Source organism: Tessaracoccus sp. OH4464_COT-324 (assembly GCF_003932855.1).
Lineage (GTDB): Bacteria > Actinomycetota > Actinomycetes > Propionibacteriales > Propionibacteriaceae > Arachnia.
Map to the genome: position 1 here is coordinate 22,763 of NZ_RQYZ01000003.1, position 15,655 is coordinate 38,417.

Annotated in this window: 7 protein-coding genes; 2 read left to right on the top strand and 5 right to left on the bottom strand. The window is 61.1% G+C overall.

Annotation, left to right across the window (positions count from 1 at the left end; all coding sequences use genetic code 11):
- Positions 1 to 2: 2 nt before the first annotated feature.
- The 4 genes from EII42_RS03010 to EII42_RS03025 all read right to left on the bottom strand — a co-directional run bounded on the left by EII42_RS03010 (position 3) and on the right by EII42_RS03025 (position 8,696).
- Positions 3 to 4,763, bottom strand: a complete 4,761-nt coding sequence (locus EII42_RS03010) for a type I polyketide synthase (protein ID WP_125170643.1) — start codon at positions 4,761 to 4,763, stop codon at positions 3 to 5.
- Between the two features lie 27 nt (positions 4,764 to 4,790).
- Positions 4,791 to 5,264: a flavodoxin domain-containing protein gene (locus tag EII42_RS03015; RefSeq protein WP_125170644.1), complete on the bottom strand. Its 474-nt coding sequence runs from the start codon at positions 5,262 to 5,264 to the stop codon at positions 4,791 to 4,793.
- Positions 5,265 to 6,953: 1,689 nt separating this feature from the next.
- Positions 6,954 to 7,634, bottom strand: a complete 681-nt coding sequence (locus tag EII42_RS13815) for a 4'-phosphopantetheinyl transferase superfamily protein (RefSeq protein ID WP_125170645.1) — start codon at positions 7,632 to 7,634, stop codon at positions 6,954 to 6,956.
- A 465-nt stretch (positions 7,635 to 8,099) separates the two neighbouring features.
- The gene (locus EII42_RS03025; RefSeq protein WP_125170646.1) at positions 8,100 to 8,696 is read right to left on the bottom strand and encodes a TetR/AcrR family transcriptional regulator; all 597 of its coding nucleotides are present in this window, start codon (positions 8,694 to 8,696) and stop codon (positions 8,100 to 8,102) included.
- Between the two features lie 94 nt (positions 8,697 to 8,790).
- Between EII42_RS03025 and EII42_RS03030 the strand changes: the two genes are divergently transcribed.
- Together EII42_RS03030 and EII42_RS03035 are read left to right on the top strand one after the other, a co-directional pair.
- On the top strand, positions 8,791 to 11,451 hold the full coding sequence (locus EII42_RS03030) for an MMPL family transporter (RefSeq protein WP_125170647.1): 2,661 nt from the start codon (positions 8,791 to 8,793) through the stop codon (positions 11,449 to 11,451).
- Positions 11,452 to 11,588: 137 nt separating this feature from the next.
- The gene (locus tag EII42_RS03035) at positions 11,589 to 14,216 is read left to right on the top strand and encodes a hypothetical protein (protein ID WP_158676378.1); all 2,628 of its coding nucleotides are present in this window, start codon (positions 11,589 to 11,591) and stop codon (positions 14,214 to 14,216) included.
- Positions 14,217 to 14,603: 387 nt separating this feature from the next.
- Here EII42_RS03035 and EII42_RS03040 read toward each other — a convergent pair whose 3' ends face one another.
- The gene (locus EII42_RS03040) at positions 14,604 to 15,230 is read right to left on the bottom strand and encodes a DDE-type integrase/transposase/recombinase (RefSeq protein ID WP_158676379.1); all 627 of its coding nucleotides are present in this window, start codon (positions 15,228 to 15,230) and stop codon (positions 14,604 to 14,606) included.
- Positions 15,231 to 15,655 lie beyond the last annotated feature (425 nt).

Consider the following 15,655-nt stretch of genomic DNA (forward strand, 5'->3'; position numbering starts at 1 on the left):
GCTTATTCAAATTCTGCGAGACGTGCTCGTAGCATCTGCTCGATCTCCGCATCATCGAGATCGTCTAAGCTGTTCCCCGTAACAATCTGACGGGGTTCTTGCCCCTGCCCGTTTCTCTCGTCGGGGGCCTGCCATGTCGTCTCCTTGTCCGAGGAGAGACCCATCTGCTCCGCGATGAACTCCGCGATTCCGACTACCGTGGGACGCCGCCAGACCAGAGTGGCTGGAAGTTGGCGGCCGGTTAGTTTCTGAAGCGCTCCGCGGATCTCCAGCCCGATGAGCGAGTCGACCCCAGCATCGGTGAGGGGCGCATCGCGCTTGACTTCGCCGACCTCGACCCGCAAACTTCGTGCCACCACCTCGTGGCAGGCTTCCTCAAGAATGGCGAGACGGCTAGCGGGTTCAGCTTCCCCAACCCGGCGTATCAGCTCCTGGTCCTCAAGCTCTCCGTTCGCGGGTTCAACGGCCTCCGATCCGGGAACGACGATTTCGTCGAGGAAAGGACGGGGCCGGGCGGCTGTGTAGGCCCTCGCAAACAGCTCCCAATCCATATCTGCTACGACGACGCAACAGTCATGATTGTCGAGCGCAGTGTCCAGGCCTGCCAACGCCGTCGATTCATCGAGCAAAAGCAAGCCACGACTGGCAAGAAGTTCTTGATGCTCGTCGTGCGCAGCTCCTTCCCAAGGTCCCCACTCGACGGAGGTCGCCGCTCGGCCCTGCGCACGTCGATGCTGTGCCAGTGCGCTGAGAAAGGCGTTGGCTGCCGAGTAGCCGCTCTGGGACGCGCTGCCCCAAACGCCGGTGATAGATGAGAACAGGACGAAGCGCTCCAAGTTAGCAGGTAGTAAGGCATCCAAATTCACGGCGCCCGCTACCTTCGCCGCCATGATCCTAGCGATGTCGTCAACCGAGGTGTCGGAGACTGGAGCCACCAAAGAGACGTCGCCTGCGAGATGGAAGACCGACCGTACTTGATCGCCAGCGGCTTCCAGCGCTTCGAGGACCTGGCGCAGCGCCTCACGATCCGCAACGTCACAGGCGATGACATCCACCCGGGTACCTGTAGTGCGCAACTCTTCCGCCAGCTCTCTCGTTCGAGGAGCATCCATGCCACGCCGACTCAGCAGAACTAGATGCGGCGCGCCCCGGAGTGCCAGGTGACGGGCGAGCGCCCGTCCAAGTTGTCCGGTAGCGCCTGTGAGTAGGACGCTGCCCTCGGGTACCCACGGCGTACGCGAGGCGCTCGGCAAACAGGATCGCAGACGACGCACCTCCGTACGGCCAGCGCGGATGGCCAGCTGATCCTCTGCGCAGGGCTCTGCAAGCAGGGTGCGTAGCAGACCCGCTCCCCGTCCGCGCCGCACGAAGTCTTCGTCCAGATCAACCAGGCCGCCCCAGCGTCCGGGAAACTCAAGCCCGATCGCTCGGCCGAGGCCCCAGACCATTGCTTGTTCCGGGCTGGCTAGCCGTTCGGATCGTTGGGTTGCGACCGACCCGTGTGTGAGGAGCCAGAGCTGACACCTCGCATCGAGGTCATGCAGTGCCTGGGCGAGCAGGTGGGTTTGTGAAACTCCGCGGGTCATCCCAGGCCGCCCAGGCACGGGGGACTGATCGAGCCCCAGCAGGGAGACAAGCGGGCCTCCTTTCGCCGCATCAACCGCCGGGCGGATGAGTCCGACCATATCTTCGCGGCTCTGCGTGGCAGGTACCTCGATCGTCTCTACCTCGTTTCCACCAAGCGCCTCGACGACGGCGCGAGTGACGTGATCGTCGCTGCTGTTTTCCGACACCAGTACGGTGACCGGGAACGTCTCGGTGGTTTCTCGCAACGCGAAAGGCTTCCAGAAGACCTCGTAGCGTTTGCCGCCCGCCGCCTCATGAACCCGCCTGCGGCGGAGCCACGCCTCCAGCACGGGCAGCGCGTCCTCCACGTGGCCGTGACCCATCTGATCGTCGATGCCCAGTAGTCCCGCCAAAGCAACGACGTCGCCGGAGTCTACGGCTTGCCAAACCTCCGTGTCGAACTTATCGTTCCTCTCTGGCCGCCCACCGTTGCGCCTCTCCTCGACGTCAGCCAACCAATAGCTCTGTCTTTCCCAGGGTTCGGAGGGTAGATCCATAGTCGGAGCTCCGTCTGGGAATACTCCGGACCAGTCGATCTGACTGCCTGCGGTGTAGAGAGCTCCAAGGTTTGTGAGCATCGACTCGGCACCGCCGCGTGCGTTGTGCAGGGACTGAACAACCAAAGAGCTGGTTTCCCGAGCATCCAGCACCTCATGAATCGAACTCCTCACCGCCGGGTGGCCCGACACCTCGATGAAACGTCCTGCGCCCTTGTCCAAGGTCACGTTGAGCGCTGCCGTGAACCGTACTGTGTCACGCAGGTTCCGCGCCCAATAGTCGGCATCAAGAGGGTCCACCACTTCTTGTCCAGTGACTGTAGAGACCATTTCGACCGAGGGCGTGGTCGGTTCGAGATCGGCAACAGCGTCCTTCAACTCTGCGCTGGGACCATCCATCTGGGGGCTGTGCGAGGCGAAGTCAACTGTCTCGATAACGCTGGCAAACACACCCGCTTTATCCAAGACCCCCACGATGCCCCTGATGGCCCCCGGAGCCCCAGACAGAACAGTCATCTTGGGACCGTTGTAGGACGCGACAGCCACGAATTGCCCACCTACTCGGGACACAACTTGGTTGGCTTGCTCAGGGCCTAGACCAACCACCGCCATCAGGCCACGTCCGACGACTTTTTTAATGGCAACACCCCGATGAAAGGACACCCTCATGGCGTCGCGGATATGCAAAGACCCCGCCACATGAGCCGCAGCGATCTCGCCATGGCTGTGCCCGACGACGAAGTCCGCCTTGATCCCCCATGAACGCCACAGTTTTGCCAGAGCGATCTGAACTGCGGTAGTGGCTGGCTGCAGGACCGAGGGGTCGCGGAAGAGATCGGGATCCTCACCACCAGTTTCGAGAAGGTCCCTTAAAGACCAAGTGGCCAGGCCACGCAGTGCCTCCTCACACTCTGTGATGGCACCTGCGAAGACGGGCCAGCGTTCGAAGAGTTCAGTGCCCAGCGGCCACCACTGTTTGCCCTGCCCCGGGAAGACAAACACGACTCCGTCGTCGCCATGGCCCACCAGCTCCCCTGCTGCCTCGTTTCCCTCCGCGAGGTGCGCGCGCAGCGCAGCCACCAGGTCGCCGATGCTCCCGCCAACCGCTGCCACCCTGTAGGCGAGATGCTCCCGCCTGAGAGCAGCGGCTGCGCAATAAGCGGCAAGCTCGTCCTCGCTAATGCTCCGGAGCCGGTCAATGTGCCCCCGCAGGACAGCCTGGAGCCCGGCCCGCGTCCGAGCTGAGGCGACCAGCAGGGACGCTCCTGACATAGATGGTTGGTGAGTCACCGTGATGGGCGGCGCCGAGCGAAGCACAACATGAGCGTTCGTGCCACCGAAACCGAAACTACTGACTCCGGCTACCCGCCCTGCCGCAGATTCTGGCCACGGGGTCAGCTCGTCCACCACGGTGAGCCGCTGCCCGAGCAAGTCAATCTGCGGACTTGTCTCATGGTGGTGAAGGCTGGCCGGCATCTGACCGTGGTGAATCATCAAAGCAGTCTTGATGACGCCAGCGATCCCGGCAGCCGATTCAAGGTGACCGATGTTGGTCTTCACCGAACCCACAGCACAGGGGTTCTCTGCTGAGCGCTCCCCTGCGAACACCTCGCCCAATGCTCCCGCCTCGACGGCGTCGCCTACCAGTGTCCCCGTTCCATGGAGTTCGATGTAGCCGACATCGGCGGGATGGATACCACCAGAAGCCTGAGCAGCTCGAACCACGTCCACTTGCGCTGCGCGGTTCGGGGATAGAAGACCGTTGGTCCGTCCATCCTGGTTAACTGCTGAGCCGCAAACCAAGGCATAAACCCTATCCCGGTCGCGAACGGCATCGCGCCAAGGTTTGAGCACGACAACGCCCACACCTTCGCCACGAACGTAGCCGTCCGCACAGGCGTCGAATGTCTTGCAGCGACCATCCGCTGCCATCACGCCCGCTCGCGCGAAGATGAGGGCCAGCGTCGGGGAGAGGATGAGGTTGACGCCTCCCACGATAGCGGAATCGATCTCACCGCGAAGCAGACTCAACCTCGCCTGATGCATCGCGACAAGAGAGGAAGAACACGCCGTGTCGATGGCCATGCTGAGACCCCGAGCATCAAGCAGGTATGACAGCCTGTTTGCTGCGACGCTCAGGGCGTTTCCGGTACCGCTGAAGGCGTCGATGCCCGGGAGGCGTTCACCCCGCAGACGGCCGTAGTCGCTGTTGGAGATGCCAAGGAAGACACCCATCCGGCTCCCGGCTACCTGTGCGGGAGCTATGCCCGCGTCGGCAAGCGCCTCCCATGTCACCTCCGCGAGGAGGCGCTGTTGGGGATCCATCTCTCGGGCTTCGCGCCGGGAGATCCCGAAGGCCGGGGCGTCAAAAAGATCGACACCTTGAATAAAGCCTCCCTGCCGAACCGGACGCCGGGTCCTTTCATCAATCTCAAGGGCCTCGACATCCCAACGGTCCACAGGCGTTCTGACGATTGCATCCTGCCGCTCGCACAGATGGCGCCACAACACTTTGGGGTTATCGGATCCTCCAGGGAAGCGACAACCAATTCCCACCAACGCTATTCCAGCGTCATCGGCCCCGGAAGATTCCTTCGATCTACAATGATCGAGAGGCCGGACCCTGTCTCCGTGGCCCACGGATTACCCCCCCTAAGGCAAAGTGGATTACAAGAGTGATTCGCCCCAGCGCTGGGCTCGTTCGAGCTCACCATCTGCGAGCGGCCCGGGCATGCCGAGAACGCGGAAATCTTCCCGGGCGATCACGACGGCTGGTGATCGACGAAGTCGTTTCTCAATAGTTTTCGAAGCCGAGCCCGAGAAGATGCCACCGACGACGGTGGCGAACAGAGCGACTCGCTGCCCCTGCTCAGGCTCGAAAGTGCCGAGCCACTCAGCAACACCCATGTTTTGCGGATTTCCTCCCTGACGACTGGCTTGTGCACGAGTAGCCTGCTTCGGCAGCCCCATACTATGCGTGGGGGAGCCGATCAATAGAAGGTCAACCTCAGTCACGTTTCCAGCTTCCGCTGCTTGCACAAGACTGACATCAGCTCCGCGGAGCCGTAGACCAGCTTCGATGGCACGAGCAACCTGTTCGGTGTTGCCGAAGCAGGACTCGACAACGATCAATGCCTTCATTAGCTTTCTCCTTAAGACTTTATTAGCACAGCTTGCCTGAAACACTCGCATAGCCGCTTATTCAAAGGCTCTATGTGAGTCGAGGTTGTCCTGCAATAGTCCATCACTCTTCAGCCCCTGGCTGTTTCTGGGATATGGCATTGCTCCGTGAACGACGCCACAAGAACTCGGCGCATGCCCAGCAGGCTGCGGTGATGAGAACGATAGGGATTAGGCGGGCAAGGTTGGGACTAACGAGCGCGCTTACAAAAAAGACAATCGACGCAATAGCCCAGCTTCGGCGGCGCGCCCACAGCCCCAAAGTCCCAAGAATCGCTGCGACCACCCCCAATACCGCGTGCCAGAGAGCCTTCGAACTGTTCCCGCCGAACAGTTCACTGCGCCCCAGGAGCGTAACCAGGAGAACCAATCCGCCGAGCACCAATTGCACATAGAGGAGGACAGCGAACAGCCCCGCTACGAGGCTACCTCGCGCCACCCTACCACGGTGAAGAGTTTCGACCAGCACGACAGCAACCGCCACGCATCCAGCGACCAGAACGAACCAAGCGTTCGCCATGTGCACGTACCGAGCTACGTTTGCCACGTTCTCCATCGAACTCCCCCCTCAGACTGCTGTTTGACATCCAAGATACAACACTGAATGCATCCTACTGCGGGACCCACGGGAGTGCAACCGGTTGACGAAACCCAAGTGGAGCCCCTATGCAGCACGAGGTGGCGCTGCCCATGCTTTTATCCGGAACCCGCAGATAGGGTTATCGTCGCTGGTTGCGCCCGACGTACGGCTGCCAATTGCCCACCACGACCCACCCCGCAGCAGGAGGGTTCGCCAGCTTGACGAACTCTCTCACCTGAGACAGGCCCGCCCACCCAAACGGCGTATACAGACCTGACGGTTTCGGTAAGTGGCTGTTCTGAGTCGCCCAATGAAAATGACCGCGAACACATTCGACGCAGACCTTACACCTCACCACCCGACGTTCCGGCCCAGTGTCGGCAGACCCAAGCAGCCACACCCCAAGTACTAACTCTTTTCGTACCCAGTCCCATTCGGAAAGCATGTGCCCGGGCCCCACCAGTAGCGCGCGTTGATCGAGTCGACTAGAGTGGCCGCACGGGTTATCCTGTGGCTCTCAACGTCGCACCCAGCCACGACAACGAATCCAACCAGGAGTTGTGCTGAAGCTGCATGACCGTCGGATGCTGCTCGCTCGTCCAGCAAAGAAGTCAACGAAACCGCCTTTGACCGTAGCCTCAGTCTCTACGAGCCCGAGCCAGTCGAACGCGCCCTTCGCCTCATATTTCGCATTACGCCTACCCAGCCACAATAAAGACCTTTAGCGTTTACGACCAGGGCGCCCACCAAACTCAGCATTCAGCACGGATTCAAGAACGTTTCTCCGGGAGCCAGCACAACCCCTCAGCCGATCAGGAAAGCTTCCCGTCCCGTCGCCCCCTGCAAGCACCCCACAAGGTACCCTATTCAACTCGGCAGGCTCTCTACAGAGCAAACTGACGCAACATCCGAACAGCTCGATCTCTTCACTCTGCACATCTGCAATTCAGACCAGGCTCTCACACACTATTCTTCCGGCAGCTCTTGGCGCCATCTCCCTCCGGAAAGAACTGGCACAAAACGGGAAACAGCTTAGACTTAAGAATCTTTGGAGAAACTCAAATAACGAACTAAGGGAGCAATCCTTCATCTTCAAGCCATTGCGGCGTTGCGTCTATCCAGGTAACTCCGTATGGAGATGCTGCGACTGCTGTCCAATCTCGCCGTTCCTGCGCCGAGAGCTTCAGCCCCCTGACGCTCTCAAGCAGCCCGTCTTGGTCCGCGAGCACTCGGCAACTGGATGCGTCGTCAAGAGAAGTCACACCGGCCTTCACGAGCGCCTCTTTCGCAGTCCAAGCGAGAAGCCACATACGCTCAGGCTCGTCAAATTCAGCGCATAGCTGGACTTCGTCGGCATGAAGCACCAGTTCAACAGCTCTGCTGACGGCTCGGCTACGCTCAATATCGATTCCAATGCGAGGGCTGGGCCCTGCAATGACCGCCACGAAGCCTCGCGAGTGGGCCCAGCTGACGGACGCTGTCGTTCCAATCGCATTGGGGCGACCGTGTGGGCCGCTGCAACGCTCGCAGCGCTGCCGGAGGCAGGACGGTTCGACCTCGCCACCCCCTGCTACCTTTATCGCCAGCGTAGCAAGCAGCCGTGCAGCGTCGAAGTCATCACGATCACTCTCACGAATGAGCTTGCTGCGACGACGCTCTATCTCAGGGGCAAGGGACGGGCGGCCCAAAAGCAGTACGTCAGCAGTTTCAGCTACGAGCGCAACGTTGCTGACCATAGGTGCTGTAGTCATTACCCTCGAATCTCATGCCGACTACTTAGGAACCTGCCAGCTATCTGCTGGAGCAATGCAGAGCAATTGATCCAGAGTTCTTCAACCCAGTAAGTACAAGTGCACATGTGAACAGGGTAGTTGGTTTCACAGATTTCTTGGACTGAAACGGTGTAGTCGAGAAGGATTTTGCCTGCCCCGAGAAAGCGCGGCGAAGAGATTCAAGCCCTGATCAGCCACGTTGGGACCAGCCGCCGCCGATTCAGGGCCGCCCAACCGCGGGCGGTGCACTTGGCGTGCCCACAAGTCACGAGAAGCCGGGCCCTGCCCCGTGCTCCGCACGCAGGCGCCCCCACGAACCAGCTCTCCAGCCTGTAGCGCAAGTCGGCGAGCCTCAGAGCCCGCAGAGGCGGGAGGAAACGAGCCAATTTGGATAGTCGCGATTCGCCTGAAGGGACGCTTCCTCGCGGCCATTAGAGAGGCAGGTTAGGCCTGATGTTGTTTCACCAACGTCAGAGCCAACGGAGCCATGACCTGACGGAAGTTAGCCGTCGGGTCGCCGTGGGCGCCGTAGAAGAATAAGGCCTCAAAGATGCGCAGCACTTGGTCCGTCGGGAGGATCAACTCGATATCCAAGGAGTTCACCAGGGCGTCGATGAAGGCGATCTGTTCGGGACGGGTGCGCTCGTCTGCATCGACTAGGCGTTGGTACAGCTCCGGGTTGCGCTGTGCGCGGAGCTTGATCTCCAACAGAGTCAGGGTCATTTGCGGGGTGGGGCTGATTATGCGGGTGATCTTGTCCAGTATCTGCACAAGCTGATCGGACGCCTCCACCTCCGCAGGGATCTCCGCAACCATCGTGCCGAGTTCGGCTAGGAGCCGGTCTTGGAACTGCTGGATCATTGCTGCGCACAGGTCGTCCTTGGAGGCGAAGTTCGAGTAGAACGCGCCCCTGGAGAAGCCTGCAGCCTCACAGAGCTGCTCCACGCTCGTCGCGTCAATCCCGCGTGCTGCGAACTGCTCGATGGCCGCGTCGATGAGACGTGCAACGGTGGCTTCGCGGCGAGGGGTCAACTCAGTCATGGCGACATGATACTCAGCAGAACCAGTTGCATGCACCGACGAATCCGCATACAGTTGTGTATTGAATCCAATGTTGTATTGAAGCGAGGGTCCGATGTCCGCCCAGCTCTACGCACTAGGCCGCTGGTGTCACCGCCACGCGAAGGCAACACTGCTCGTCTGGCTGGCTGTAGCCTTAAGCATCGGCGGTCTAGCCGCCACCTTCCGCGGCCAGTTCGAGGACGTCTTCAAGATCCCCGGCTCCTCCTCCCAGAAGGCCATCGACAAACTTAGAATGACGTTTCCACAAGGAGCGATGACTCAGGGGATGGCCGTCTTCGTGGCTGCTGAGGGGCAACGCATCGAGCGATTCCGTCCGCTCATTGAGGAAACCGTCACCAAACTTGAGCAGTTGGATTTCGTGAGCTCTGCCACTTCGCCCTGGAACGAACTCGTTTCCGGCATGGTCTCCGACGACGACCGCGCCGCCATCGTCAACTTCTTGGTTGACGTGGAAGGAATGCCGACCCCGGAGCAACTTCAGAAGTTGACCGCCATTGCCGACGCAATCCGACCCAAGCTCCCCGAAGGCGCTACCGTTGACATGGGCGGCCATGCCTTTAACGTCGATCTTCCGGAGATCAGCCCCCTAGAAGGTGTCGGCCTGCTCGTCGCGCTGGTCGTACTAGCCGTGGTGCTGGGCTCCCTGGTAGCGGCTGGCCTTCCGGTTGCCACCGCAGTCATTGGTGTGGCCATCACCATGTCTCTATTGCTCCTCGTCGCGCGCCTTACCACCGTCAACTCGACCACCCCGATGCTTGCCCTGATGCTGGGGCTCGCAGTCGGTATCGATTATGCCCTGTTTATCCTCTCCCGCCACCGCGACCAGCTGAGCCAAGGCATGGAACCCGAGGAGTCGACGGCGCGCGCCGTCGGCACCGCCGGCTCCGCCGTGGTTTTTGCCGGACTGACTGTCTTCATCGCTTTGCTCGGTCTCAGCGTCTCCGGCATCCCGTTCCTAACCATCATGGGCGTCTTCGCTGCCGTAGCCGTGGTATTCGGCGTCATCATTGCCCTCACTTTGCTGCCCGCTCTCATGAGACTCATGGGAGAGAGGATGCGCCCTAAGCGCCACAGCCCAAAAAACGCGGCTTCCATACGCCAACCGTACCGCTGGTGGATCACGAAGGTGACTGGCCATCCCATCGCGGTGCTCATGGTCGTGACCATAGGGCTCGGTACCCTCACCATCCCGGGGCTAAGACTTCACTCCTCGCTGCCGAACTCTGGTCAGCACTCCATTGAGGCTCCCGATCGCATTACCTACGACTTGGTCAGCAAACACTTCGGCGTGGGGAACAACGGCCCACTCGTCGTCACCGCCGACATTATCGGGAGCGACGACCCGCTTGGCTTGATCGAGGATGTCAAACAGGAAATACTCACCGTTGAAGGGGTTGCCGCGGTACCACTGGCCACGCCCAACCTAAATGCCGAGGTCGGCCTCATCCAGGTGGTTCCCACGACTGCCCCTGATGACCCCGCCACCGCCGAACTGGTACAGCGTCTGCGCGATCGACATGACGAATGGCAGCAAGTCTACGGGGTGGAGACCGCTGTAACTGGTATCACGGCCCTACAGATCGACGTTTCAGACCGTCTGACCGGAGCTCTACTGCCCTTTGGGCTCCTCGTAGTGGGCCTCTCCCTGATACTGCTCGCGGCAGTGTTCCGCTCAGTGTGGGTCCCCATCAAAGCTACCGCTGGGTTCTTACTATCCATGGGAGGAGCCTTCGGCGCCACCACCCTAGTGTTCAACGACGGCTGGTTGAAGGAGATCGTCAACGTCGAACGTGGGATGCCCGTAATCTCCTTCCTGCCGATTCTGCTGATGGGAGTCCTGTTCGGGTTGGCCATGGATTACGAAGTCTTCCTTGTTAGCCGGATCCGTGAGGAGTACGTCCACGGTAAACCCCCGCTCCAGGCCATCTGTGACGGCTATGTAGCTTCCGGACCCGTCGTCGTGGCCGCTGCGCTCATCATGTTCTCCGTTTTCGCCTTCTTCGTGCCCGGTGGCATGGCCTCGATCAAGCAGATCGCCTTCGCTCTAGCCGTTGGCGTTGCCATCGACGCTTTCCTGGTGCGAATGACCTTCGTACCCGCGGCGCTGGCCCTATTGGGGGAACGCGCTTGGTGGTTGCCCCGCTGGTTGGACCGGTTACTTCCTACCTTCGACGTCGAGGGAGAGGTGCTCTCTCGTGAACTTGAGCTGGCCCAATGGCCAGGCACCGATCATGTCCTTTACGCCGAAGCCATTGAGGTTGAGGACGTGGTGCCCCCCACCAGCCTGGCGCTCAAGCCCGGCAATGTAATCGGCATCGCCGGGCCCGTGGCCACCCGCACCGGTACCGCTTTGGCATTGACTGGTCGTCTCGGATTGACCGGTGGGCGAGCGCGTGTCGCTGGCCACTTGCTACCAGGAGCCGAAGCCGCCGTCCACCGTCGCGCCGATTACGTGGATCTCGCCCACGAGCGTGACATCGTGGGGAGGCTGTCCCGCATCGAACTAATTCCCAATTCGGTGGTGTTCATCGACTCGATGGAGTGCGTCAGCACCCTTGAAGAACACCATCTGCTGACCGACTTGGTCGTCCGCGCCCGAAGTGAGGGGACGACTGCCTTGGTGCTGTGCGCCAGCAATGAAGCAGTACTCACCCCCTTTAACCTCGACGGCGTACTCACCACCGCCCAACAGCTGGATAGGAGCTTTCGATGAGACCCGAGAGTATGAACCCCGGATGCCGCCTCAGTTGGCAGGCCATAGTCGTTCTGACGTTGATTCCTTTGGTCGCCGTAGCTATGTTGCTTGGCGTCAGCCAAAGCAAGAACAGAACCAGCGTCCAGGCGGCAGTAGTGAATTTGGATGAGGCCGTCACCATCGATGGCCAGATTGTGCCGCTCGGACGGCAGCTGGCCGCCGAGATGGTGGTCCGCGAAGGGGGAAATATCACCTGGACCCTAGCTGATGTGGCCGACAGCCGAGCGGGACTCGCCGAGGGACGCTATGCCGCCGTCGTAACAATCCCCGCGGAGTTCTCTGCCGCCGCCACCTCTTACAAGGACAGCGACGCCGACGCCGCGCGACAGGCGACGATTCAAGTGGACGTATCCGAGAATTCAGCCGTCGCTGACGCGGACCTGGCCCGGGACATCGCGGCTATGGCGACGAGCACCATAAACGCCACCCTCACAGAAACCTATTTGGAAAACGTTTACGTCGGATTCAACACAATCGGGGAGCAGTTCGCCCAAGTGGTGGACGGAGTTTCTCAGCTCGATGAAGGCGGCAAGGACCTTGCTGACGGGGCTAGCCAAGCCACCGATGGAGCCGGGAAGTTGGATGCCGGCCTAACCACGCTGGCTGACAAGGGCGGTGAGCTCGCGGAGGGGGCCGCCACCCTGGCAGACGGGGCCGGGAAACTGGCAAATGGTTCGACCACCTTGGCAGGCGGGGCCTCCGATCTCTCCAAGGGGGCAGACACCCTGGCAGGGGGATCCCAAAAACTTGCCGGTGGAACCTCTGATCTGGCCACCGGGATGAAGCAGTTCGATCAGGGCGTCCAAAAGCTCAACGCCGAGGCCCCAAAACTAGTCGAGGGGGTGAACGGCCTGGTGAATGGCTCCCAACAGGTGCTGGGCGCGATCCCCGAGTACACGGCAGGTGCGGGCGCGGTCGTCAACGGAGTGGGGAAGATCCGTGACGGTCTAGCATCCCTTGACGACGGGCTACAGGGCGGTCTGGACCCCGCAACCCTGGCCAGGCTCCAGCACTCCTTGAGCGAGCTGGTTCCCGTGCTTAAGGAGGCTCGTGCCGCGTTGCAGGTCTACTTCCCGGATCGTGACCCCGGCAGCATCACATACGAAGAGGTTGAGGCCGCAACCCAGAAATTGGACGCTTATTTTACCAAAACAGTGAGCACCATTGACGCTCTGGCCGAGGGCACAGTTCCCACGTCCCCAGAGATCGAAGAACTGGCGAAACGCATCGTCTCCGAGTGGCGGTGTCCCGTCACCAGCCCTGAACAGTGCGAGCAACTGAGCAAGGTCTACACCCGGGGCGTCATTGATGGCATGAGCAAAGGCATTCAGCATGGGGCCAAGGTGGTGCGGAAGAATCTCAACACCACGGACGAGCGCACCGGGAAGACTCCGCTGGAGTCGGCGCGGGCCTTCTCCCAGTTGGTACTGAGGATCGCCAAACCAGCCATCCAGATCCGGGACCTATTCGCCAGGAAACTGCCTGACGGGATGGAACCACTCGATGTGCTGCAACAGCTGCCTACCATCATTGATACGAAAGTGAGCAAACTCGTCAACGGGGTTGGGAAACTCCGTGACGGGGCTGATGAGCTAGTAACGAGGGCCGCCCCGCTCAAGGAGAGCGGCCCCGCGCTCGGGGAGGGGGCCACCACGCTCCTCGAAGGCACCCGTACTCTCGGCGAGCAGGTTGCCGGGATGCCAGAAGATACCCAGAAGTTGGCCGACGCCTCCAGCCGGTTGGAGAAAGGCGCAGATGCCCTGGCCACAGGCGCTGAGGCCTTGGCGGACGGGGTGGAGCAATTCGCTACAGGGGCCGGTCAGCTGTCGCAGGGAGCCGGAAAGTTGGCCGGCGGAGCTGAGCAGTTGGCGGATGGCACCGAGGAGCTAGCTTCCGGAACCGACCATTATGTGGCCGGTGTAGGCCAAACAGCGCAGGGCATGACTACCCTCCGCCAGGGCCTCATCCGGTTGAGCGACGGGGCAACCACCTTGAGCAACGGCGTCGGCACGCTGCATGACGAGTTGGCTGCTGCCAAGGAAAAACTGCCCCATTACTCCTCAGAAGATATCGACGCCCTATCCCAGACGGTAGCATCTCCGGTGGAGCGCAGCACCGACCTGAGTGACCCCGCTGTGGCCCCCATTGCCGCTCTGCTCGCCGTCGCGGCACTATGGCTGGGGGCTCTGCTGGCCTATTCCCTCGCGGCCCCCGTACCTTCCGACCTAGTCACTAACTCCCGCTCGTCGGCAAAGCTGTGGCTGCGCACCGTAGGACTATTGGCCGCCCTGGGAGCCGGTCAGGGGATCCTCATCGGGACCGCCTCCGGGTTTGCGCTGGGTCTGCCTTGGACCAGAATGCTGGTTACATCAGGGCTGCTGGCTACGATCGGGGTGTCGTTCGCCTTGATCAACCACGCCTTGACAGCCTGGCTGGGCAACATCGGCCGGGGAATCTCTGTGTTGCTGCTGGTGGCCACTGTCGGGCTGGGGCTAACTTCGACGGTGCCTGGCTGGGTGTCCGAAGCCGCCGGATTCTCGCCGCTGCACAACGGGTTGCTGCTGGTGCGGACCTGGCTGTCTCACGGTTCTGGTCTGGTCTTCCCTGCCAGTAGTTCACTGTTGGCAGGGAGCATCGCGCTCGGCTGCTCCTATGCCGCGATCGCGACCCGCCGTCGTATAACCGTTAAGCAGTTCCGCACCCGCGTCGCCGAAACCCGGTAACACGCATTGATTTCGGGGCAGCGGACGCGAAGCACCCGATGTCTCGAATCAGCTGAGCAGTTTCGACCAAACAGTATGCCTCTTAGAGTCAGGATACTGGTTCTTCGAGAAGCCTTCGGTGAGTGCAAGAAACGATCCTCAACGATGCCTCGCGCCAACTCCGCGTCGACGGCCCCCCCCCCCGGATAATGGTCGCTGTGGCCCCGAGTCGTGGAGGAGTTTCCTGTGCGGCTTCCCGATCGAGTGCCCTGGTGTTCTCGTAACTGACAAGGCTCGTCATCTTGTTTGTGCTACACAGACGGTTACGCTTGTAGAACTAGTAACACCAGCTCAGAACGACGGCCCGGACCTGGCAGATATTGTCGAAGTCATGGCGTGAGAGGACCCTCACCCCAAAGTGCCGAAGAACTCTTCTGCAACGGCGTTGTCGAAGCACGGTCCAACCCGTCCCATCAGTTGCCCGATGCCCATATGACGACACAGCTTGGTGTGCGAGTTCGCTCTGTAAGTCAAGCCGGTGCGGAAGAAAACCCGCTCGATCTCGGGCTCGCGCCAGATCGCGTCCCAGAAGTCAGAGCGGAAGCCGTTTACTACGCCAAGGAGACAGCGACTGTGGAGATCGATCGCGACTACCAGGTAGAGCCTGCCTACCGCAGCCGAAAACTCAGCCATGCCGCCCACCCACCTCGCGTTCCACCCGCAGTGAAGTTGCGGCGGAGCAGGTCGAGTAACACAGGCCTGGCCCTGTCCTGCCTGGCGAGTCCGGTACCACACTTGCCCCAGCGAGCAACCAGCCGCTGCCCGGCGCATCGAGTCCGCAGCCGCCTCCTCGCTCACCTCCCAGCCGTCATCACGCAGATCAGCGAGCAGACGCAGCGAGCCGTGCAGACCGCAAGTCGCCGACGAGCCGGTAGCGCGTGCAGAACCCGCCAGGAACACCCCGAGCAGCACACAAGCCACGGTGTGTGAACCGACAGCCGGCCCTCTGATCAACGATGAAACATGTACGTCCACTTCGTCGTCTCCTGACCAACAGGGCCACGGATCGCTTGAGGACATCACGCTCCATCCGCAGTTCAGCAACCCCAGCACGCAGCCGCTTGAACTCGTCGTAGTCGTCCTTGGACAAACCCGACGACCCTCCCCCTCGGCACCTTGCCCGGTGCACCCAAAGTACCCAGAATGTCCTCAACCACACCAAGACCACGCGCGACCCGCGCGTTCGGCGTCCCAACCTCTTCGATGGTCCGGACAGCTCTATCACGGAACTCCCAACCATACTCCTTCCGCCTCCGTGGCATCTCGACCCTCATTGCCGATGCCTCCACCATCCAGAGGAAACTCACACGCGTCATCGGTCTCGTCCCGCACACCCATCCACTCAGGTATCTCTGCCGGACCATCGCCTGGCACGCAGCCGCCAACGACAGGTCCGGCCC